Source organism: Burkholderia sp. AU44665 (genome assembly GCF_030504405.1).
GTDB lineage: Bacteria > Pseudomonadota > Gammaproteobacteria > Burkholderiales > Burkholderiaceae > Burkholderia > Burkholderia semiarida.
In genome coordinates, this window is sequence record NZ_JAUJRI010000017.1 from 1 (window position 1) to 22,661 (window position 22,661).

Annotated in this window: 16 protein-coding genes; 5 read left to right on the top strand and 11 right to left on the bottom strand. The window is 62.6% G+C overall.

Annotation, left to right across the window (positions count from 1 at the left end):
• From QZM15_RS25975 to QZM15_RS25995, 5 genes are all read left to right on the top strand, one after another.
• Positions 1-4,901, top strand: a 4,901-nt coding sequence (locus QZM15_RS25975; protein ID WP_302107563.1) for a YadA-like family protein, incomplete at its 5' end; no start/stop codon positions are given.
• A gap of 124 nt (positions 4,902-5,025) precedes the next feature.
• Positions 5,026-5,694, top strand: coding sequence for an OmpA family protein (locus QZM15_RS25980; protein WP_302107514.1), 669 nt, complete (start codon positions 5,026-5,028; stop codon positions 5,692-5,694).
• 390 nt (positions 5,695-6,084) lie between these two features.
• Complete coding sequence (locus tag QZM15_RS25985) at positions 6,085-7,230, top strand: DUF2827 domain-containing protein (RefSeq protein ID WP_099317812.1); 1,146 nt, start codon at positions 6,085-6,087, stop codon at positions 7,228-7,230.
• A gap of 14 nt (positions 7,231-7,244) precedes the next feature.
• Complete coding sequence (locus tag QZM15_RS25990) at positions 7,245-8,399, top strand: DUF2827 domain-containing protein (RefSeq protein ID WP_302107515.1); 1,155 nt, start codon at positions 7,245-7,247, stop codon at positions 8,397-8,399.
• Between the two features lie 28 nt (positions 8,400-8,427).
• Positions 8,428-9,564 carry a DUF2827 family protein gene (locus QZM15_RS25995; protein ID WP_302107516.1) on the top strand — a complete coding sequence of 379 codons (1,137 nt, stop codon included), beginning with the start codon at positions 8,428-8,430 and terminating at the stop codon, positions 9,562-9,564.
• 24 nt (positions 9,565-9,588) lie between these two features.
• On the opposite strand, the gene QZM15_RS26000 is transcribed toward QZM15_RS25995, so the two are convergent.
• From QZM15_RS26000 to QZM15_RS26050, 11 genes are all read right to left on the bottom strand, one after another.
• Positions 9,589-10,005: a hypothetical protein gene (locus QZM15_RS26000; RefSeq protein ID WP_059575451.1), complete on the bottom strand. Its 417-nt coding sequence runs from the start codon at positions 10,003-10,005 to the stop codon at positions 9,589-9,591.
• A 72-nt stretch (positions 10,006-10,077) separates the two neighbouring features.
• A complete protein-coding gene (locus QZM15_RS26005; protein ID WP_302107517.1) occupies positions 10,078-10,881 on the bottom strand; it encodes an EAL domain-containing protein in 804 nt (267 codons plus the stop codon).
• Between the two features lie 794 nt (positions 10,882-11,675).
• Entirely contained in the window at positions 11,676-12,818 is a 1,143-nt protein-coding gene (locus QZM15_RS26010) for a DUF2827 domain-containing protein (RefSeq protein WP_302107518.1), read from the bottom strand.
• A gap of 250 nt (positions 12,819-13,068) precedes the next feature.
• Entirely contained in the window at positions 13,069-13,575 is a 507-nt protein-coding gene (gene tssJ, locus QZM15_RS26015) for a type VI secretion system lipoprotein TssJ (RefSeq protein WP_059575458.1), read from the bottom strand.
• A gap of 20 nt (positions 13,576-13,595) precedes the next feature.
• On the bottom strand, positions 13,596-15,422 hold the full coding sequence (gene tssF, locus QZM15_RS26020) for a type VI secretion system baseplate subunit TssF (protein WP_302107519.1): 1,827 nt from the start codon (positions 15,420-15,422) through the stop codon (positions 13,596-13,598).
• Positions 15,423-15,445: 23 nt separating this feature from the next.
• Positions 15,446-19,012: an ImcF-related family protein gene (locus tag QZM15_RS26025; protein ID WP_302107520.1), complete on the bottom strand. Its 3,567-nt coding sequence runs from the start codon at positions 19,010-19,012 to the stop codon at positions 15,446-15,448.
• Positions 18,978-20,294: a hypothetical protein gene (locus QZM15_RS26030; RefSeq protein ID WP_302107521.1), complete on the bottom strand. Its 1,317-nt coding sequence runs from the start codon at positions 20,292-20,294 to the stop codon at positions 18,978-18,980. The genes QZM15_RS26025 and QZM15_RS26030 overlap by 35 nt, the downstream gene beginning before the upstream one ends.
• Complete coding sequence (locus tag QZM15_RS26035) at positions 20,294-20,554, bottom strand: PAAR domain-containing protein (RefSeq protein ID WP_302107522.1); 261 nt, start codon at positions 20,552-20,554, stop codon at positions 20,294-20,296. The genes QZM15_RS26030 and QZM15_RS26035 overlap by 1 nt, the downstream gene beginning before the upstream one ends.
• Positions 20,555-20,574: 20 nt before the next feature.
• Complete coding sequence (locus QZM15_RS26040) at positions 20,575-21,021, bottom strand: hypothetical protein (RefSeq protein WP_302107523.1); 447 nt, start codon at positions 21,019-21,021, stop codon at positions 20,575-20,577.
• Positions 21,022-21,185: 164 nt separating this feature from the next.
• Complete coding sequence (locus tag QZM15_RS26045; RefSeq protein WP_302107524.1) at positions 21,186-21,617, bottom strand: hypothetical protein; 432 nt, start codon at positions 21,615-21,617, stop codon at positions 21,186-21,188.
• Positions 21,618-21,909: 292 nt separating this feature from the next.
• Entirely contained in the window at positions 21,910-22,563 is a 654-nt protein-coding gene (locus QZM15_RS26050) for a hypothetical protein (RefSeq protein WP_302107525.1), read from the bottom strand.
• Between the last annotated feature and the right edge of the window lie 98 nt (positions 22,564-22,661).

The following is a 22,661-nucleotide window of genomic DNA, read 5'->3' on the forward strand; positions in this document are numbered from 1 at the left end:
ACAGCTCGGTTACGTCGCTTTCGACTTCCACGTCGACGGGCCTGTCGTCGGCCAACAGCTCGATCGGTTCCCTGTCGACCTCGACTTCGACCGGCATCAACTCGCTGTCCACTGGCCTCAGCTCGGCTAACAGCTCTGTGACGTCGCTGTCGACCTCCACGTCGACGGGCCTCTCGTCGGCCAACAGCTCGATCACCTCGCTGTCAACCTCGACTTCGACCGGCATCAACTCGCTGTCCACCGGCCTGAGCACGGTCTCGACGAAGACCGACAACCTGGGTAGCAGCACCGCGTCGGCACTTGGCGGTGGTTCGACGTACGACCCGACGACGGGCAAGGTCTCGGCTCCGGCGTACACCACGTACAACGCGAACGGCACGACATCGACGGCCAATAGCGTGGGCTCGGCGATCAACAACATCAACAGTCAGGGCATCAAGTACTTCCACGCGAACTCGACCGGCGCCGATAGCACCGCAACGGGCACCGACGCCGTCGCCATCGGCACCGGCGCCGTCGCCGGCACGAACAACTCCGTCGCGCTCGGCGCGAACTCGGCGACCGCCGCGGCCACCCCGACGAGCAGCGCGACCGTCAACGGCGTTACGTTCGGCGGATTCGCCGGCGCCACGCCGGTCGGCACCGTCAGCGTCGGCGACCTCAACAAGGAACGGCAGATCACCAACGTCGCTGCCGGCCAAGTGACCCAGACCAGTACCGACGCGATCAACGGCAGCCAGCTTTATTCCGTCGCCCAACAAGTCGGTACCGCGACCAGTGCCATTTCGTCGCTGTCGACGTCGACTTCGACCGGTCTGTCGTCCGCGAACAGCTCCATCACGTCGCTCTCGACCTCGACTTCGACGGGCCTCTCGTCGGCTAACAGCTCCATCACGTCGCTCTCGACTTCGACCTCGACGGGCCTGTCGTCCGCGAACAGCTCGATCACTTCGCTCTCGACCTCGACTTCGACGGGTCTCTCGTCGGCTAACAGCTCAATCACCTCGTTGTCGACCTCGACTTCGATGGGTCTTTCGTCGGCTAACAGCTCGATCACCTCGCTCTCGACTTCGACTTCGACAGGTCTTTCGTCGGCCAACAGCTCGATCACTTCGCTGTCCACGTCGACCTCGACGGGTATCAATTCGCTGTCGACGGGCCTCAGTTCGACCAATAGCTCGGTGACGTCGCTGTCCACCTCCACGTCGACCGGCTTGTCGTCGGCCAACAGCTCGATCACCTCGCTGTCGACCTCGACATCGACGGGTATCAATTCGCTGTCGACGGGACTCAGCTCGGCCAATAGCTCGGTGACGTCGCTGTCCACCTCCACGTCGACCGGTTTGTCATCGGCGAACAGCTCCATCACGTCGCTGTCGACTTCGACTTCGACCGGCATCAACTCGTTGTCGACCGGCCTCAGCTCGACCGATAGCTCGGTGATGTCGCTGTCGACTTCTACGTCCACCGGTCTCTCGTCGGCTAACAGCTCGATCACCTCGCTGTCGACCTCGACCTCGACGGGTATCAATTCGTTGTCGACCGGCCTCAGCTCGACCGATAGCTCGGTGATGTCGCTGTCGACTTCTACGTCCACCGGTCTCTCGTCGGCCAACAGCTCGATCACCTCGCTGTCCACTTCGACTTCGACCGGCATCAACTCGTTGTCGACCGGCCTCAGCTCGACCGATAGTTCGGTGATGTCGCTGTCGACTTCCACGTCCACGGGTCTCTCGTCGGCTAACAGCTCGATCACCTCGCTCTCGACCTCGACCTCGACGGGTCTGTCGTCGGCCAATAGCTCCATCACGTCCCTGTCGACCTCGACTTCGACTGGCCTGTCCTCGGCCAATAGCTCCATCACGTCCCTGTCGACTTCGACGTCGACCGGCCTGTCGTCGGCCAACAGCTCGATCACGTCGCTGTCGACTTCGACTTCGACTGGCCTGTCCTCGGCCAATAGCTCAATCGATTCGCTGTCCACGTCGACCTCGACGGGCCTCTCGTCGGCAAACAGCTCGATCACGTCCCTGTCGACCTCGACCTCGACCGGCATCAACTCGTTGTCAACGGGTCTCAGCTCGACCAATAGCTCGGTGACGTCGCTGTCGACTTCCACGTCCACTGGCCTCTCGTCGGCAAACAGCTCGATCACATCGCTGTCCACATCGACCTCGACCGGCATCAGCTCGCTGTCCACCGGCCTGAGCTCGACCGATAGCTCGGTGTCGTCGCTGTCGACCTCCACGTCGACCGGCTTGTCGTCCGCGAACAGCTCGATCACGTCCCTCTCGACCTCCACGTCGACCGGCCTGTCGTCCGCGAACAGCTCGATCACGTCGCTGTCGACCTCCACGTCGACCGGCCTGTCGTCCGCGAACAGCTCGATCACGTCGCTGTCGACCTCCACGTCGACCGGCCTGTCGTCGGCCAACAGCTCGATCACGTCGCTCTCGACCTCGACGTCGACCGGTCTGTCGTCGGCTAACAGCTCCATCACGTCGCTGTCCACGTCGACCTCGACCGGCCTGTCCTCCGCAAACAGTTCGATCACCTCGCTGTCCACGTCGACCTCGACTGGCATCAACTCGCTGTCCACCGGCCTGAGCTCGACCAACAGCTCGGTGACGTCGCTGTCGACCTCCACGTCGACCGGCCTGTCCTCGGCCAACAGCTCGATCACGTCGCTCTCGACCTCGACCTCGACGGGCCTCTCGTCGGCTAACAGCTCAATCACCTCGCTGTCGACCTCGACTTCGACGGGCCTGTCGTCCGCGAACAGCTCCATCACGTCCCTCTCGACCTCGACGTCGACGGGCCTCTCGTCGGCAAACAGCTCGATCACGTCCCTGTCGACTTCGACTTCGACCGGCCTGTCCTCCGCAAACAGTTCAATCACCTCGCTGTCCACGTCGACCTCGACTGGCATCAACTCGCTGTCCACCGGCCTGAGCTCGACCAACAGCTCGGTGACGTCGCTGTCGACCTCCACGTCGACGGGCCTGTCGTCGGCCAACAGCTCCATCAGTTCCCTGTCGACTTCGACGTCGACCGGCCTGTCGTCCGCGACCAGCTCCATCACGTCCCTGTCGACCTCGACCTCGACCGGCATCAGCTCGTTGTCCACCGGCCTGAGCAGCACGGACAGCACGATCACGTCGCTGTCGACCTCGACGTCGACCGGCATCGGCTCGTTGTCCACCGGCCTGAGCAGCACCAACAGCGCGGTATCGTCGCTGTCGACCTCCACTTCGACCGCGATCAACGCCGCGAAGACGCACTACTACAGCGTCAACGACAACGGCACGCAGCAAGCCAACTACGCGAACGACGGCGCCACGGGCACCAACGCCCTCGCCGCCGGCGTGAACGCCAGCGCGGCGGGCGCCAGCAGCGTGGCAGTCGGCGACGGCTCGAACGCGCAGACGGCAGGCGCGGTTGCGATCGGCCAGAACGCCTCGGCAACGGGCGGCAAGGCCGTGTCGATCGGCTCCGGCAACACTGCGTCCGGCGATGGCGCGGTCGCGATCGGCGATCCGAACGTGGCGACGGGCACCGGCGCAGTGGCGATGGGCGCGAACAACACGGCGACCGGCGACGGCGCGGTGTCGCTCGGCAACCAGAACACGGCAACCGGCGCCAGCGCGCTCGCCCTCGGCAGCGCGAACCAGGCCACCGCGGACAACACGATCGCGCTGGGCAGCCAGGCCACGGCCAGCGCCACCGGCGCCCAGGCCTACGGCTCGGCCGCCAAGGCCACGGCCGCCGACGCACTCGCCTTCGGCACGAACGCGCAAGCGAACGTCGCGAACTCGATCGCACTCGGCGCGAACTCGGTCACGGCGGCAGCCGTCGGCACGTCGAGCGCCACGATCGGCGGCGTCACGTACCCGTTCGCGGGCGGCTCGCCGGTCGGCGTGGTGAGCGTCGGCGCACCGGGCCAGGAACGCCAGATCACGAACGTCGCCGCGGGCCGCATCTCGGCCACGAGCACGGATGCGATCAACGGCAGCCAGCTCAACGCGACGAACACGGCGCTCAACACGCTGTCGACGTCCACCGCGTCGAACGTCGCGTCGCTGTCCACCGGCATCAACTCGCTGTCCACCGGGCTGAGCACGACCAACAGCAACGTGGCCTCGCTGTCCACGTCGACCTCGACCGCGATCAGCTCGCTGTCGACGGGCCTGAGCACGACGAACAGCACCGTCACCTCGCTGTCGACGTCGACGTCGACCGGCATCGGCTCGCTGTCGACCGGCCTGAGCACGACGAACAGCAACGTGGCGTCGCTGTCGACCGGCGTGACGAACATCAACAACCAGTTGAACCAGTTGTCGACGACGATCAACAACAACACGACGCGTGCAGTGAACAACAACGGCATCGCCGCCGACATGAACGGCACCGGCAGCGATCACCCGACCGTCACCGCCGGCTCGAACTCGGTGGCGATCGGCGCCGGCTCCAACGACGGCGGCCGCTCGAACGTGGTGTCGGTCGGCAGCGACCAGCAGCAGCGCCAGATCACGAACGTCGCGCCGGGTACGCAAGGCACCGACGCGGTGAACGTGAACCAGCTGACGCAGGTGCAGACGACGCTGTCGACGGCGCTGTCGGGACAGCAGGCGCAGATCAACTCGCTGGGTTCGCAACTGCAGCAGACCGACCAGATGGCGAAGCAGGGTATCGCGGCCGTGGGCGCGATGGCCTCGATCCCGCAGCTCGATCGCGACGCCAACTTCGGGATGGGCGTGGGCACGTCGACCTTCCTCGGCCAGAAGGCGATGGCGGTCAACATGCAGGCGCGCATCACGGAGAACCTGAAGGCGTCGATCAACGGTGGTTTCAGCGGCGGTCAGAAGGTGATCGGCGCCGGCGTGCTGTACCAGTGGAAGTAATGCGTCGCGCCGCCAGGCCGCCCAGCTCGCCAGCCGTGCGGCCCGCGGCGGCCCCGACGGCCAGACGAGCCCGCCGCGCAACCCGTGGCGGGCTTCAGTCAACCCAAGCATTGAGGATGTAACCGTGAACAAACTCGCTCTTGCGCTCGCGCTTTCCGCAACGGCCCTCGCCGCATGCTCGACCGCATCCGGTCCGACCTTCAGCGCCTCCGAACTGCAGCCGCGCGACGGCGTGCGCGCCTTCCAGGTGGACTGCCACGGCCTGCTGTCGGGCCCGCAGACCTGCATGAAGGCCGCCCGCAAGATCTGCGGCGACGAGCCCGTGCGCGCCGTCGATTCGGCCCGCGCGCTGCGCGACCAATCCGATCCGGCCACGCTGGTCTTCCAGTGCGGCGTCGCACAGGCCGAAGCGGCCTCGGCCGCCACACCCGCACCCGCTGCCGCCGTCGTCGAGCGCGTGAACCTGTCGGGCGACGCGCTGTTCGCGACCGACCACGCGACGCTCGCACCGACCGCGCGCGAATCGCTGGACCGGCTGCTGAGCGAGCGCGCCGACCGCACGTACTCCCAAGTGACGGTCACCGGCTTCACCGATTCGGTGGGCAGCGACGACTATAACCTCGCACTGTCGAAGCGCCGCGCCGAATCGGTCGCCGCCTATTTGAAGGCGCATGGGCTGAAGACCGATTCGATAACGGTGTCGGGTCGCGGCAAGGCCGATCCGGTCGCCTCCAACGCGACGCCGGAAGGCCGCGCCAGCAACCGCCGCGTCGAAATCCGGCTGCAGCACTGAGCCGCCTGCGGCCGCCCATGCGGCCGCGCTATCCGGCGGGCCGCACCCGCCGCGCCGGAACTCCGCCGGACCACCGGGCGCCGCTTCGCCGGCGCCCGTCCCCGTTGGCCATCGGCTATGTCAAAGTTCGTCACGCCCTGCCAAAAACGGCGGTTTCCATGCCACAATCGCCGCAGACAGTCGCCGGGGCAGCCTGCCCGACGCGCGCCGTGCGGGGCGTGCCCGGCGACACGCCGGCATCCGGCTGCCGCCTTCGCGAATCTCGTCGCGCGATTCGCGCACCGCGGCGCCACCGGCGCAAATCGAATCATGACGATCCACGGCGCGCCGCTGCCGGCCAGACGCTCGACGCGATGCCCGGACGCACGACGCCGCAGAGGAAACCAACCGGTGACGGACATCAATGAAGCCGCCGCGGGCGGCACCCGCAAGCAACGGCCGGCGGTCGGCATCTCGCTGTTTGCGCGCGACGGCCAGGCGATCTGGGAAAACGGCATCCACCAGAACATCGCGTTCCTCGCGATGATGCTCAAGCGCTCGGATCGCGTCGGCCCCGTCTATTTCCTGAACGGCGGCGACGCCACTGCCCTGCCGGCCGGGCTCGAGCTCGACGGCCTCGACATCCCGCTCGTGAAACCCGCCGACGTCACGCACGAACTCGACGTCGTGATCGAAATGGGCGCGCAGTTGCCGGTCGAATGGCTGCGGCACATGAAGGCGCTCGGCAAGAAGATCGCCGCGTTCTTCTGCGGGCACGTGTATGCGGGCCTGTGCGAGACGCCGATCTTCGGGAAACCGTCGGGGCACGTGTTCAACGGCGCACCGTTCGACGAAGTATGGCTGCTGCCGCAATACGACAAGACCGCCGCGCCGATGCTGCGAACGATCCTGCGCGCCCCCGTTCACCTGATGCCGCACATCTGGTCGCCGTACTTCCTCGAGCGCCGCGTGGCCACGCTCGCCGACGAAGGCGCGACGTTCGGCTATCGGCCCGGCCAGCGGCCGTGGAGGCTCGCGACGCTCGAGCCGAACATCTCGGTCGCGAAGTCCTGTCACTACCCGATGCTCGCGTGCGACGCTTTCTACCGCACGCGGCCTGATGCGGTGCAACACATGTTCGTCGTCAATTCGATGCACATGAAGGAACATCCGACCTTCCTGCACTTCGCGAACAGCCTCGATCTCGTGCGCCAGCACAAGGCGACGTTCGAACCGCGGCTCGACCTGCCGGGCTTCATGGCGCGCCACGCGGATGCGGTCGTGTCGCACCATTGGGAAAACGGACAGAACTATCTGTATTACGACGTGCTGTACGGCGGCTATCCGCTGATCCACAACTCGACGCTGATCGGCGACGCCGGCTATTACTACCCGGACTTCGATTCGGCCGCCGGCGGCCGCGCGCTGCTCGAAGCGTGGCTGCATCACGACGAACGCCTCGACGACTACCGCGCGAAAGCCGGCCGGCTGCTGCAGTCGGTCTCGATCGACAACCCCGCGAACCTCGACGCGTTCGTCTCGCGTCTGGTCGCCTGAACCGGAGCATACGCATGTCGGACTCCAATGCCCGTCAAGCGCCCGGCGAGGGCAAGCACCTCGTCGTCGGCGTGTCGCTGTTCGTACGCGGCGCCGGCCAGTCGCTGTGGGAAAACGGCATTTTCCAGAACTGCCTGCTGCTGATCCTGCTGTTGCGCCAGTCGCCGCTCGTCGCGGATGCCGTGATGGTCAACGGCGGCGAACAGGTCGCCGATCCGCAGATGATGCTCGGCGAGTGGAACGTGCCGCTGCTGTCGATGGACGAAGCGCTCGAGCGCTGCGACGTGCTGATCGAGATGAGCGCGCAATTCGGCGCGGACTACCTGCGCGCGTTCCGCGAGCGCGGCGGCAAGGTCGTCACGATGCGGGTCGGCAACGACTACGTGATCGACATCGAACGCGCGATGTTCGACAAGCCGTCGGGCTTCCTGTTCTCGGGCGCGCCGTACGACGCGGTGTGGACGATTCCCGAATTCGAGCGCTCGTGCCTGCACTATTACCAGACGGGCTTGCGCGCGCCGGTCACGATCGTCCCGCATATCTGGCATCCGATGCTGTTCGACAAGGCGCGCGCGACGCTCGGCGCCGGTTTGTCGTTCGGCTATCAGCCCGGCAAGCCCCGGTGGCGCGTGACGATGTTCGAGCCGAACATCTGCATGGTGAAGACCAGCATCATCCCGATGCTCGTGACCGAGGAAGCGTATCGCGCGAAGCCGGCGTTCCTCGAATTCGTGCGCGTGTGCAACACGATCCACCTGAAGGAACATCCGACGTTCGTGCACTTCGCGAAGAGCCTCGACATCGTGAACCACGGCATCACGACGTTCGAAAGCCGCTACGCGGTGTACGAGTTCATGGCCGCGTACGGCGACGCGGTGGTGTCGCACACGTGGGAGAACGCGCAGAACTACCTGTATTACGAGCTGCTGTACGGCGACTATCCGCTGATCCACAACTCGCCGTTCCTCGGCAAGGCCGGGTATTTCTATCCGGACTTCGATTGTCAGGCGGGCGGCCGCGCGCTGCTGCAGGCGTTCGCCGAGCACGACGCGAATCTCGACGCGTACCGCGAGCAGTCGAGGCACGTGCTCGACTCGGTCAGCATCTACAACCCCGACAACGTCGCGGCCTATACGGACGCGATCGCCACGCTCTATCGCGACGCGTGACCTGTTTCCGCCCCACGGAGCCGATCCGATGAAACTCAATGTCGCGATAACGATGAACGTGCAGCGCGACGCGACGCAGTCGATCTGGTACAACGGCGCGAACCAGCACTGCGTGTACCTGTACATGCTGCTGAAGCAGTCGCCGCTGATCGGCGAGGTCTGGCTCGCGCACGACGACGGCGTCACCGAGTATCCGCAGGCGCTGATGATGGACGCGTTCGGCGACGCGCTGCGGCCGCTGTCGGCCGTTGTCCACCAGACCGACCTGCTGATCGAGATGAACGCGTTCATCGACCCGTCGTACACGGACGTCGTGCGCCGGCGCGGCGGCAAGTGCGTGTCGTACCGCTTCGGCAACGACTACGTGATCGCGGTCGAGACGATCAACTTCGAGAAGAACGACTGGCGACCGAACCCGCACCGCGTGCAGTTCGACGAGATCTGGACCAATCCGCAGCACATGCACACGTGCGCCGCGTATTTCCAGGCCGTGTACCGCGCGCCGGTGATCGAGCTGCCGCATATCTGGTCGCCGTACTTCATCGAACGCAGCCTCGACGCCGATCCCGAGCTGAAGGCGCGCTTCGGCTATCGCAATCACGGCCCGGCCAAGCGCATCGCGTTCTTCGAGCCGAACCTGAATGTCGTGAAGAGCGCGATCGTGCCGATGCTCGCCGCGAACGCGTGCTACGTCGACCATCCGGAGCTCGTCGAGCACGTGTACATGACCAACACGTTCGACAAGAAGGAGAACGTCGCCTTCAAGCATCTCGCGCTCGGGCTCGAGATGGTGCGCGACGGCAAGGCCACCGCCGACGTGCGCGCGCCGTTCGTCGCGTGGGCCGCGCATCACACCGACATCGTCGTGTCGCACCACTGGGAAAACGGCCTGAACTACCTGCTGTACGACGCGCTGTACGGCAACTACCCGCTCGTGCACAACTCGCCGTTCCTGCGCGACGTCGGCTACTACTATCCGGACTTCGAGATCTTCGATGCGGCGCGCGCGATCGCGACCGCCGCGCAGACGCACGACGCACGGCTCATCGACTACGCAGCCGCCGCCCGACGCTGCCTGCACCAGGTCGACGCGCTCGCCGAGCACAACGTGCGTGCCTATTCCACGCAGATCCAGCACCTGTTCGCCGATCGCCCGCTCGGCTGATTGCGATCGCACGCGCCCGTCGCGTTACACCCGTACCCGATCGCCGCTTTGCGCGGCGAACGCGCGGCCGTGCCGCCGTCCGATGCGCGCGAGCACCGCGAAACAACGGGCTGCCGACCGGCCCGCGCGGCCCGATTGCCTGACGAGGCTGTCGCATACGCCGCGCGCGATCGCCGACTCGTCACCGCACGCGCCGGCAATGACGCCCGCGTAATAGTGCCGCGCCGCCAGCTCGCGGCCGCCCGCGTCGAGCGGGTTCATCCGCTGAATGCGGCGCGCGACCGTCGTCAGGCCGTCGAGATAGGGCGCGACATCGATCGGGGCATCGGGCGACTCGGCGCCCAGTTGCCCCAGCATGTCGGCCAGTTCGGCGAGGGCGATCAGGCCGCGCACATCGGTTGCCTGCGTGCCCGTTCCGCCTCCGGCTTTCGTCTCCGCCATCTCCACGCCCCTTTTTGCGATTCGTCCCGCCCCCGACGCGCATCCCGCGCATCGCCCTGCCCGTTCCCGCGATCACGCGGCGGCCGGCGACCGCCACGAAAAGCGGATACCCTGCGCCCACGCGACGCCGGCATCCACGATGATCTGCCGGTCCATCTCGCTTTCCACACCCTCGACGACGACGTGCCGCGCACCTTCATGCGCAAACGCGATCAACCGGCGAAACCGGTATCGCCCGATCGCGTTGCGTTTGATCATCGACAGAATCGAGCGGTCGAGCTTCACGATGTCGGGATTGCCGACCACCAGATTGTTCAATGCACTGAAACCGACACCGAAATCGTCGATCGCGATCCGGCACCCGGCGCGCCGGAGGCGGTCCACGAACGACCGGCCCGCGACAGGGTTCAGCGGCCCCGTCTCCGTGATTTCGACCACCAGCCGCGCCGCCACCGACGGCTCGCACTCGAGCCGCCTGAAGATCGCGAGCCACGCGTCATCCACGACCGCACTGGCCGCCGCGATGTTGCACCCGTACACGGCACCGGTATCGGCGCGCAGCGCGTCGATCATCCGGCCGACCACCAACCGGTCGAACCAGCGCATCAGCCCGAGCGCTTCGAGGCGCGGCAGGAAGGCGAGCGGCGGCAGCGCGTCGCGCTCGCCCCATCGCAGCCGCGCCAGGCATTCCTGGTACAGCACGCCGCCCGACAGGTCGGCGCGGCACACGGGCTCGCGCGCGAACCCGAGCCGGCTTTCGACGAAACTGCGTACCGACGCGAGGTCGGGATGATCGTCGCGCGCGCCGAACACGCGGTCGATTTCGTCGCGATTCGCTTTCCGATTCGCCTCCTGGCGAGCTTCGACCGCATTCATCCGGCGCTCCGGCAAATGGCGAGCCGCCGATCGCGACTCGACCTCAACACATCAGCGGAACGAGCCGACCTCGACGCGCTCCGCCGCCCTACCCGGCCCATCCTGTCATGTCGATTTTTCCGGGGAGCGGACTGTTCGCTGCGGCGCCGTCAAATTCGATATTTTTTGCGATATTCGGTTACCTGAAATACATCACGCACGCACGATGCCGACAGTGCGACAGGTTACACAACCTGAATTACAAGGAACCCGAAGCTTGAGTCGTTTATCTTTTTCGTCGAAACAGTTTTATCTGAATCGTCTCTTCTCGAATTCCGCCGTCTCGGGAATCAGGGCACCGTCAATTGATCTGACCAATACCGTGCCGTGAAGTACCGATCAGGCGAGACAGGCCGCGGTGAAACACCGTTCTCCATACACGAGCCGCCCCGCGAGAAACCCGTTTCCGCACACCATTCGATCATTGCGGCATTCAATTTTCACGTTTCAAACGATATTATTAAAATTCCATGCAGAATCAATCTACATTTAATCAATAATACCAAACTTCAATTATATGAAGATTATGGATTGAAACATGTTTAACAATTTTTCCAACTTGTTAACCTATAAACTTGTTTTTGACGGACTTCCCTCGGAGCCGTCAATTTCGTGCCTTCGAAAACCGTCGAACCGATCGCGTTCGGCGGTTTCTTTTTTAACGGCATGATTTCGTCAGACATGAGGGCGGGACAAACCCGGCGGTGGCAGACGGCGCGCGGGCCGCAACGAACCGGTACCGCGGAAAATCGGCTTCAGGCAGCCGTCGCGCCGATCAGGTTCGCGAGCAGCGCGTCGTACTCGGCGACGAGCGCCAGATTCGACGACGTGTAACGGCCGAGGATCTCGCGCTGGCGCCGCGTGTACGCCTGCCAGTCGTCGTCGTGCGTATGCAGCGCGCGCAGCAGCGCATCGGCGCCTTGCTGCACGTCGTTGTCCGGATAGTAGTAACCGAGATCGGGCGCGAGGCTCGCATTGTGCACCAGCGGATAGCCCTGCCAGCACACGTCGAAATAGAAATAGTTGAGCGGGTTCGACCACTGGTGCGACACGACGATATCGGTCAGGTCGGCCAGGAACAGCGGCGTATCGAAACGCCCGACGAAGCTCGCCTTGCCCGCGCGCACGATGTCGAGATAGTTCATCAGCATCACGAACTCCGGGCTGTCGTGCGCGAGGCGATCGGCGTTCGTCACGTGCGTGAAGCAGATCGCGTCCGGGTCGCGGCGATACGCTTCATCGATGATCAGCATCGGATACACGCAGAACTTCACGACGTTGTGGTTCGGCTCCATCACCGTGAGCCGCTTGCCGGGCTCGCTGCGCGGCCGGTATTCGCCGTGCTCGGGCAGTGAGCGCGCGCGTTCGGTCAGGAACATCGGATCCCACACGAACGGCACGACGCGCCCCGGGCAGCGACGCAGCGACTGCAGGAACGGCAGCGACGACGGCGCGATCTGCGGAATTGCCCATACCTCGTCGTAGCCGCGGTTGATGAACAGCGAATCCCACAGCCGGCGGCCGAACAGCATCGACTCCATCGCGTTGATGTACTCGACGCCGCAGCAATAGCTGACGAGCTTCACGCCGCGCGCTTTCAGGTAGGCCGTCTGCTCGCCGTCGATTTGCCCGCCAAGCTCGATCATCACGTCGAGCGCGTCCTTCATGTCGGCGAACGCGCGCGTGTCGTACACGCTGCGGTCCCACGGCAAGGCGTCGGTCAGCGGCACGTCGGTCGTGTTGACCAGCGTCACGCGGTAGCCGTGCGGCGACGCCATCAGCAGCTTCGCGAGGAACAGCGCGTTCTGCTTGATGCCGTTGATCCACAGGCTTTCGTCGGGGGCACGCAATCCGATCGTGATGCCGATGCGCAGGCCGGTCAGGACAGGAGACGTCATCGTCGGCAGGATGGAAAGTTGAACGGGGATGGCATGGCGCAGTGTAGCGCGCGAAGCGCCGCCTGCGTCAAGCGGCGGCAATCCGGCATTCTAGCGGAGCGCCAGCCGCACACTGTCAGGGATGGTCAGCGGCCGGTCCGGAGCGCTTTTCAATGGAAGAAGAGCCCGTTGTGCGCCAGACATGGCCGAGTTAACTCTCACCATCAGGGATTCCGTCGCCGACGATCAAGCTCCCGAAACCGCACCTCGTTCATGGAACCAGCTCCATCCGATTGCCCGTCACGACCAGCTTGACGGGATCGGATTTCTTCCATTGCGATTTCGGGATCAGCAGTTGCCATTCGGCACCGGCTTGGTTACGGAAGAATCCCGCGACACCGACAACTTGCGCATCATCCGCCATGGGCGCCGACAGCTTCACCGTGGCGCCAGGCCCGAGCGTGGTTTCCATACTGCCGAGCAGATCGGCCCTCAGTAACGCTCTATCGTCATCGAGCAACTGGGCGTAACGCGCTTTTTCGAAGACCTTCGCGTCTTTCAGCTGGTAAACGCGCACCACAACCGGTAATGATTGACCCTGCTCATTTTCGTTGAGCGCGGAACGACTTTCGATCACCAGATTCATCTGCTTGACCTTCGCGACGAATACCGCGCGCGTCGTATCGACCGCCGTATCCATCACCGACTGCCACATGCCGCAGCCGGACATCGCCGCGACCATCAGCGCACCGACCGCTACCAGTCGAATGCTTCGCATCCTGCGATGGTTTCTCGGTATCACAACCAGTCTCCCTTCTTGCTCACGCACGGATAGCGCCGAATCGGCCCCCCGACGCCTTCGTACAGAACGAGTCGCACTGCAAAGTGGCAACACGCGTAGCGGCCTACGAAACGGCTGAGTACGTCGCCGAATAGCGCGACGTCGCCCGGCCCGGCGAAACCCGACGGCTCGATACCTACGTTCACATTCACGATGCGATCGACGCGCATACCGAACCGTTCCGTTTCCTCGTCGAGCCACACGTAATGGATCGCCTCGATACGTCGCCGGTTATCGTCCTGTCGCGTCCAGTCGTACAACGACAGCGCGCCGCGCAGCACGTTCGCGTCCATCATGTTCAGCTCGGTTGTGCCTGCCGCGTTGAAGTGAGAAATCACCCGCCAGTCATAGTCGCGCCCGCGCGGCGGATACAGCGGCATCGTCGGGGCCGTCAGGTTGCATACGCTCTCGACACCGTTAAAGGTCGAAGCAGGCGTGGCAATCGTCGATTCACGCAGGGCCATGCGCGGCAATCGGCCATTGTTTGCCAATACCCGGACCGTCACGTGCGCGTCCGGCAAGCTGCCCGGCTCATCCCATGGATGCCCGCCCAACGTCACGACCATCTCGCGCTGGCCGGTCACGCCTTGCCGAATCGACGCGTGGTAGTAGCGATCCGGCGATTCGTGCCGCATCATCCCGCCGCGGTGACGGAATTCCTTGATCGACCGATACGCGTATTGATTGGCGGTGCGCGGATCGGTCGCCACGACCGACAGCGCATCGTAGGGCTCGACGTGCTCGCCCGCCGACCGGGGAGGGAGCACCGGATAGTCGCGATCGTGTCCGTTGGGCCGGATTGCCTGCGCGTCCAGTTCGAACAGGTTGATCACCGGCGTGCAGAACAACCGGATATTGTCCGCGCCGAACGTGGCGTCACCGGGTATCCGATCCCGGATCACGATTTCGAATTCAAGACGCGTTTCGCCCGGTGGCACACTCGCCGCGTCGAAACCGCACAAGTCGACGAAGTGGAACTTCTCAGGGAACGCGAAATATTCGAGCATAGTCTGCTCGCGATCGAGAGCGGCGTCGCGTGCGTCGTGATCGACGGGCCACAGTCGCTCCTGTGCGCCAAAGCCAGCCGCCTCGAACCGCATCGCCGGACGCGGCTGTAGCTGGCCGTCGAGCAGGCGCGGCATGCGCACGCCGATCGACTCGACCTGGCGCGTGAACACTGCGTACAGCGCGGATGCGGTCGGCCGGTCGCCATGCAGGTAAAGCCGGATACGCGACAGGTCATCCAGCAACCGCTGCTCGCGGTGCAGCAGGTCGAACGCGAGCCGAATCACCGTGCGACCGTCCTCGCGCATACGCGCACCCGCCTCGCGCACGCCGAGCGGCAACAGGGTTACCGCCTGAGTGGTCCGATAAACGCATATCGTCCCGTCCTGGCCGACCGGTGTCGAATGAACCTGTAGCCCCGGCGGCAACGTATCGAGAATCCGCGCCTCGCCGGTGCGGGGCATGCACGCAAGGATCGCCAGCGACGGAATCGTGCGACCCGCATGCGGCCAAAGGTGGTCGATCAGCGGATCGGTGATTTCCGAATAGACGTCGTCGAGCTTCATGCGCAGCCGGCTCGTGAGGAAAGCGAAGCCCTCGTAAGTCTGCTCGACACTGTCGTGGAGTGCGCCGGGCATCATCGTCATTCCCACACGGCGGGCACCTTGCGGCTGTTCCTTCGCAAATTCCCGCGCCGCTTCGCGCAGGTAGCGCATCTCGGCATCGAAGTAGCGCAGGTACGGATCGTCCTCCGCGCCGAAGCCGACGCCTTCGGGCATCACCGGTTTGTTTTTGCCTTCACTCATGGCTGGAGATCCTGTGGCAGCGGCGGCAGGAGCGGCATGGTAGATACGACACCGGCGTTGCCGACGATGAAAATGCGATCGGGCATTCGGAATCCGCGCAGTTTCAGCAGGCCAATCGGCCCGGCGCCGACCTGTGTGCGCAGCACATACGAAAGCGGCTCGCTGCTCCCGGTGTTCCACGTGAGCCGATAGCGCGTGCTATCAAGCTGCTTGACGTCCGCCTTGCTCAGCAGACGCAGGAACGCCCAATCGCCGGTCGAATCAAACGCCTGCCGCAGGCCCGCGTCGAGCGTCTGCCACGTGAGCCCCGCGTGTCCGTTCAGGCCATTGCCTGGCCACGCCAGCGGCGTCCAGCGTTCCTGCTGATTGAAATAGACGATCTGCTTGCCGTCGATCGACAGTTCCGAGCGTGTTACCTCCGGCGTCGGCAGGGCCATCATTTCGAATTTCTGTCCCGCGTCGCCCTGCAAGTAGAGCTGCGCGCCCACAGTCGACAGCTGCCGGACGGCGCTCAGGAATTTCGGGTCGAACTGCAGCGCCTGCGGCGCAAACTCGTTCGGCACCCAGTGATCGCCCTCCAGCTTCATCACGCCGGCCAGTTGTGTAGTGACGAAACGCGAAATCAATCCGGTGTCGGGCCGCACATAGCGGCCAAGCTCAGCGAAGGATGCATCGGCCTGCGTATCGAAGAACGGATAGCGGCCGCTCATCGCCGCGTTGAAGGGCGCGGCAACGCTGGCTCGCCATGCGTCGTTCAGGCTCGCTGCGGCCGGTTGCAGGATCGTCTGCCATGCGGCCTCGAGCGGCTGCGCAAACACCGCATCACCAAAACCCGCCCATGCCGCGCCCAGACTTGCGGCCGTCAGCGCCGCGTCATCGCGTGCTTGGGACAGCTCCGACAACTTCCCCTGGAACACCGCCTGCGCGAGCGAACGCGCCATCGCCTGCGCATCCGGACTGCCGGAAATCTGCTGCAACTTCAGCCGCATCGTCGTGACTGCCGTCAGGTAGCGCGACAGGCTCACACCGGTCAGCGCGATACCGGCCGGCAGAGCGCTCTTCGCGTTTGCAGCGGCCGGCGACGCGCCCGTGTCGCTCATCAGCATGAGCAGCGGACCGAACGGCTTGTCGAGCGGGCTGACGACGGCCGCCCCTGCCTGCTCGTCCGTGCCGATCAGGTCTTGCGCCTTGCGCACCAGCGTGTCAACCAGCGCCTGCGACGGGCGGCCCGCCTGGGCCTGATACTGCGCGGATTTCATCAGCGCGATCAACGGCGAGGTCTGTGCATCCGCGAGCCGCGAAAGCTGTGCCACCGCACCGCCGAGATTGGATGCCGGCTGCCATTTCATACTGTTGAGCATGCGCTGCCACGCAGCCGTGTACTCGTCAAAATAACGCGCCGTCAGCCGCTGCTTCAGTTCCTCGGCCGCGCGCTTCTCGTCGACGATCGGCTTGGCTTGGACCATGCCCTGTGCGAGCGTATTGCCAATCGGCTGCGGCGCCTGCGAACCGGTCAACACCCAGTCACCGCTCACCCGGCGTTCGCGGGATGCCTTGTCGATCGCCGCAGCGATCATCCCGTCCCATGCCGCGCGCGTATAGATTCCCGGTACAGTCTGCGACGCCGTGAACATCCCGTAGGCATCGGAACCGTTTAAAAGGGTTTCGAGCGACGCGTCGGCGTATTTGTTCGTAACGTCGTCGATAATACTTTGGTACACCGTGTCGTCGGCCGATGCGAGTCCCATTTGCGTGATCAACATGTTCCGGGTCGCGGTCACAACACCGTCGTCCATCGCGATCCGCCATTCGGGATGCGCTTTGAGGTGATCGGCGTAAAACGCCGCGAGCCGCCGGCCGGTATCGTCGCGCTCGCCTAGCGGCATCTCGACGGGTCTCGGCCACAAGGCGACCAGCAGGCGCCTTAGAAACGCCGGATCGGCTCGCGACGGATCGCCAAGCATCAGGTAAGTCTTGAGCGCATTGTAGGTACTGCTGCGTATGTCCTGCGATTGAAGGCTGTCGGCGCGCGCCTGGTCCGCGGCTTTCAGCAACCCGTCGATCGTTTGCACGACGGGTATCTGCAAGTTGCGGGTCGCCGCGATTCGGTATGGTTGCCAGAGGCCGCTCAGGATTTCGTCATTGCGCGACAGGCCCGCGCGCAGGTACCACGGTGCGCCATGGTGCTGCCGGTATTCAAGCTTTTCCATCAACTGCTGTAGCGCGAGTTGCGTGCGCCAGGCAACTGCAGTCTGTGGCCGGGCGCCGATGGCAGCATTCGCCGTCGCCTGCGCCTCGCGCATGAGTTGCTGGTTGCCAATGAACGACGTGGTCATCCATACGCACCATGCAATCGTGGCAAGGGTCACACACATCGCCAGCGCGTTCGACCAGCAGAACCCCACGCGCCGACCATTGCCTCGTCGATTGGCAATTTCCAGCCACGTCGGCAACAACGCGGCGGGTTGCCTCGCGAACTCAACCGTTCCGTTCGGAACAGTTGCAGCGTTTGGCGCCGCGCTCCTGTCCCCACCCTCGGCGACCGGGGCAGGCGTCGGCATGGTCACCGTCGTCGCGAATACGGGTGCGAACATCACGCCCGCCAGCGGTGCTCGCAAACAGTGCGAAGCAAGTAGCGCTTGCCAGCTCGCGACGATGTGTTCGTGCTGTTTGCCAATGTATCGCGAGATCTCGGCGAGACAGGTGATGTGCGAGGCTTCCGTACAAAGCCGCACGCCTGCGTCCGCCGTATCACGTTCGATAGCGGCAAGCTGATCGCGCAAGGTGGCGACCGCCGCGGGCGCCCCGTTGTGTGCGAGTTGCGAAAATGCGCCAATCGCGTCGAACGTCTCGGGGCTCCCTCCCCGCACGGGCACCGCATGCAGGAAGGTAACGGGCGCGGCCCAGCCGAGATCGTTCGCGAGCGCGGCAAGCACACGCGGCAGCTCGGTATCGCGCTCATCCGCGTCCGTAACCTGCACCACGCTATCGACCGGCCGGCGACGACGCAGCATCCGGATTTGGCGGCGCCACTCACCCGCCTCGATACCGTCGGGTTCGGCGTGCACGAGGATCGCATTGCCGACGGACATCGCACCCGCGCGCTTGAGGCCGGGCGCGACTTTGTCGATCAACACGTTCGTCCCGTTCACCAGCAGCCATGGTGACCGGTATCGCCAGCGCCAGCCTTGCGAGACACGTAGCTCATCGACCATACGTTGCAGACGGGCATCGCGTTTCAGCGGCTTCCGCGCCTTCGTCGTGTCGCCGGTCTCCTTGCGAAACATCTGTCCGGCGACGGCATACGCGCCGATGAAAAACAAGCTGATGTGAATAGCGATGAAGAGAATCAGGGCGATGACGATGACGATCACGACCTGCATACGCGCCATGCCGGGCGAGAGATCGAACAGATCGCCGCGGCCCCACACGAGGCCAATCGCGAACGCGGCGGCGATCAGCGCAGCAGCGATCACGCCCCAGAGCGCGACGCGTCCAGAAGGCGCAGATTCGACAGTATGGGCCGAGTCAAGCGGTCGCAAGGTCAGTTTCGGATCGATCATGCTGAGTGTGTTCAGGCAACAAAGTTTCCTTCCCATGCGTACCGGGAAGGACGTGAACAATGGCCGACTGCACGCCATCGACGATCAGTTGCGGCGTGCCCGCCGCACCCCATTCGCTTGCGGCTGCGACGGACAGCCAGCCGCTGGCGTTACCGAAATCGCCCACGATGTAGGCGAGGTCGCATTGGGCGTCGCCACTCGCAAGCGCATCCAGGTTCGCGATACGCAGCCCCTGATTGCAACGCTTGACGGCACGCGTGACCCACGCACGCGTCACGGCAGCGAAATCCGCGCTGCCCCATATCACCGCATTCGCGAAGCCGTACTCGATCTCGTCGGCCTTGCCCTCGACGGGTCGATGCAGGGCTGCCACCACGGGCACATCTTCCGGTAGAGCGTAGAAGCCGGCATCGAGCAGTATCGCGACACATCCCTCCGTGCTGCCGGTCGGAGGCTGTTCTTCGTGCCATGCCGTTGCAATCACAAGCAGCGGGCATGCCTCGCGAGCGTCGAGCCATGCGTCGGCCACCAGCAACCCGTGCGAAGCAGGTACGGCCAACACGGTGAGCGATGGCAGGCCCGCCAATTGGAGCGCGTCGCGCACCTCCTGTTCGCGCAAAGCTTCCTCGCCGGGTTCGGCCAGCACACGCACCTTTGGCCAGTAAGCCGATTCATACTGCGTGAGCGCGTGCAGGCTCGGGGTGAGCGAGTCAAGCGCTTCGGCGATCTTGAGTGCAAGCTCGGTAATGGGTCGCGTTGGAGCCGCATCGGCCCCGCTTTCCTCCGCCGGATCGGCCACGTCGGGTTCAGCGAATGTTTCCGGAGGATCATCAAAGCGGCAATGCTCGACGACACCTGCGCCAAAACGGGGCTGCTGCTGTCGCGGCAGACGCGCGCCAACACGAATCGCCTGGGCAAGCGTCTGATCGTTCAAGGGAAGGCAGTAGCCGATGCCAAGCACCCGTAGCGGCTGCTGCGCGAAACGGATGCGCTCCGCCAGCCATCGGTCGCGATGGAGGTTGCGGTGATACGCGCGATACCACACGGCCTCATAGCGCGCTCGCTCGATCGCAAAGAGAAAGCCGAAAAAACCGTTCGGGATACCTGCGGCGCAGAACCAGAACCATGGGCTGCCCGCGCGTTCACCCTTCGGCCATATCAGCAGGACAACGGCCGCTCCGGACACCGCGCAGGTCAGCCAAATGCAGAACCACCACGGCCAGAACCGTGGGCCGCGCGGATAAGCGCTCGGGCGCCCCGCTCGAGAGAGGTCGACGGGCATTATTCGAAGTGGACGTTCGGCAGCGACGAGATCAACCGACAGCCACATGCGCAGCGATGGCCGTCCAGCGCGAATGGCTTGTGGCCGCGATCGGCAAACTTGTCGGTGCCCTCGTCAATGACGGTCCGGCCGTGCAGTTCGCAGATCGCCTCGTCGCCTTTACGAGCAAGCGGGCGGCCCATGAATGTCGTCCAGGGCGAGCCGCTGGTGACTTCGCCGCCGTGTTCGAGTTTGTCGGCTTTGCGGATGGGAGATTTCATAACAGCCTCAAAATCAGTTGTTAATCTTTGCATTTCTGCATTGAAAACTGTGGCTCCGACCCTGGATCAGAAGACTTGATTTTCATATCTTTTATATCTATGACATCAAATCCAAAACGGCTAGAAATTAACATCGACCTCCGATCAGAACCAATCGCAACATCATATATCCCGCCGCCGTATGTTCTTTTTAAAATCATGCCCAACTTAGGTTTTAATATATAAATTGAAAGAAATGTTGCTTGAGGACTGCGAAGATCTATCTTGTTTGGCAACCCATAAACAACGAAGCTCTTTTCATCCAAAGAAAAAACACCCCCATCAATACTGTGATCAATTTTAACTACCCCTATTTCCTTCCCGTCTCGCTTAACGAGTATTTCGGCCTGACCAGTAGCCTGCGCTGAATATCTTCCGTCACAAGATGTAACAACTTGCGCACGCGCATTCGACAGTAAAATTGTCAACAAAAAAAATTAAGATAAACTTCTTCATGCCTTGTCTCCCAATATTCGTTGCGTCTTTTGTCCGTCCGTCCGGCGTATTGTCCGCCTCGCAGAACAATCATTTCTTGTCGCGCACGAAATTTTTCCATACATTGACCACAAAAACCGCCAACGCGCATCAATAATCATCTTCGAAAATTGAATAATCTTTCGCACGTTTTTCTGTCAATTTCGACCGATCTTCCCGCTCGTATTTCAATGATTTCAAATTTTGCGTCTATCCCACATTGATGTCGATCCAACGATATATACTTTCCATCAAGTGATATAACAGGATTCATATCTGAAGATGCCTCCTCTTCCAATTTGGAATTACTTACAGTGGTTCGATAGAATCCTGGAATTTCAACCAAACTCCTGTCACTACCGATCCTCCCAACAATCGCCACAAAACCCAAGGGAGAAACAGCTACCGGCACCATTGATGCATAAATTCCCGCTTTGACGTTTACGTCCGACAGGAAGCCCACATGCGGGGCTGCGCGCCTCACATGAACCGGCCTGCCGGCCTTGCAATGATTTAATTCATTGACAAGAACGTAGTCAGTACCGGACACGATAACCGCCTCACCGTCGGAACTCAGCGTAGTGTCTATTGGTTATTTGTCGATTAAGCAGTGAACGTCCCCAGTCATAGTTCGCACGGTCAAATCGAAAGATTTTACTGTGGTCGCAACACTAGTAGTCCGGCAGCAACCTTGAGCCGAGGCAGCCAGCAGACCAATAAGTACGAACATTTTTACTTTCAAAGGAGAACCTCCCTGACCACGCAAATATATTAAATTCTCTTATCAAACCCACTCAATCATCGCTGACAATAATTTGTGCAATTACCCCCCCTCACAACAATCATTTATTTTTCGGCAGCGAATTTGAATATTTTTTCTCTAGTACCTTTCGAATCGATTCAGCATCCTTATAACGGGCATGCGTTGAGCGCCCATCGCGGAAACCACATTCACATTGGTTCAAGAAAGGTGCGCTGGCATCACTTTGCAGTCCGGCAAAGACAGCTCCCGCTTGAGGATCGCCAGTCAACTTGTAGACATAGCCATCGTAATACTCCCCACCGTAGTCGTAATGATTCAGTGGCGTTCGCACCAAAACAACGACCTCCTTACTCTTTCGATCATGATCTGCATTCGCAAAAAACACAGTATAAATTTCAGGAACCCCATCATCCTTCACATAACGATCGAATAATACATCGCGCCAAATATGACTCTTATCATAAAATATTAGATGCGCATCAAGCACGTAAGGCCCATCACCTTTAGCATAATCACGAAAACTAGATGTATTCGCGACAAAATAAATATACACCCCTTGCATTGCGGGTGCCGCATCGATGATCGGCGGCTGCAATTTATGAACTTCTCCAATACGGGCCTTTATTTCCGCCTGAATAGTGGCTGGAACATCGGCCGCATAGACTCGATGCACTGAGAACAGACAAAATAACACCAGTGAGACACCGAATACAAATCCGTGTCGACCACCCATAATAGCCAACCCTCAAAAAAATCAACCCTAAAAATTCCCAATCGATAAGTACGCACCGCCCCTCAAAAGCACACGTTATTTATAATTTATCTCGAGTT

What these genes read in the sequence shown, in the direction of transcription:
- QZM15_RS25990 (WP_302107515.1), top strand. Translation starts at nt 7,245, where the DNA reads ATGTCGGACTCCAATGCCCGTCAAGCGCCCGGCGAGGGCAAGCACCTC.
- QZM15_RS25995 (WP_302107516.1), top strand. Translation starts at nt 8,428, where the DNA reads ATGAAACTCAATGTCGCGATAACGATGAACGTGCAGCGCGACGCGACG.
- QZM15_RS26000 (WP_059575451.1), bottom strand. Translation starts at nt 10,005, where the DNA reads ATGGCGGAGACGAAAGCCGGAGGCGGAACGGGCACGCAGGCAACCGAT.
- QZM15_RS26005 (WP_302107517.1), bottom strand. Translation starts at nt 10,881, where the DNA reads ATGAATGCGGTCGAAGCTCGCCAGGAGGCGAATCGGAAAGCGAATCGC.
- QZM15_RS26010 (WP_302107518.1), bottom strand. Translation starts at nt 12,818, where the DNA reads ATGACGTCTCCTGTCCTGACCGGCCTGCGCATCGGCATCACGATCGGA.
- tssJ (WP_059575458.1), bottom strand. Translation starts at nt 13,575, where the DNA reads ATGCGAAGCATTCGACTGGTAGCGGTCGGTGCGCTGATGGTCGCGGCG.
- tssF (WP_302107519.1), bottom strand. Translation starts at nt 15,422, where the DNA reads ATGCCCGAAGGCGTCGGCTTCGGCGCGGAGGACGATCCGTACCTGCGC.
- QZM15_RS26025 (WP_302107520.1), bottom strand. Translation starts at nt 19,012, where the DNA reads ATGATCGATCCGAAACTGACCTTGCGACCGCTTGACTCGGCCCATACT.
- QZM15_RS26030 (WP_302107521.1), bottom strand. Translation starts at nt 20,294, where the DNA reads ATGCCCGTCGACCTCTCTCGAGCGGGGCGCCCGAGCGCTTATCCGCGC.
- QZM15_RS26035 (WP_302107522.1), bottom strand. Translation starts at nt 20,554, where the DNA reads ATGAAATCTCCCATCCGCAAAGCCGACAAACTCGAACACGGCGGCGAA.
- QZM15_RS26050 (WP_302107525.1), bottom strand. Translation starts at nt 22,563, where the DNA reads ATGGGTGGTCGACACGGATTTGTATTCGGTGTCTCACTGGTGTTATTT.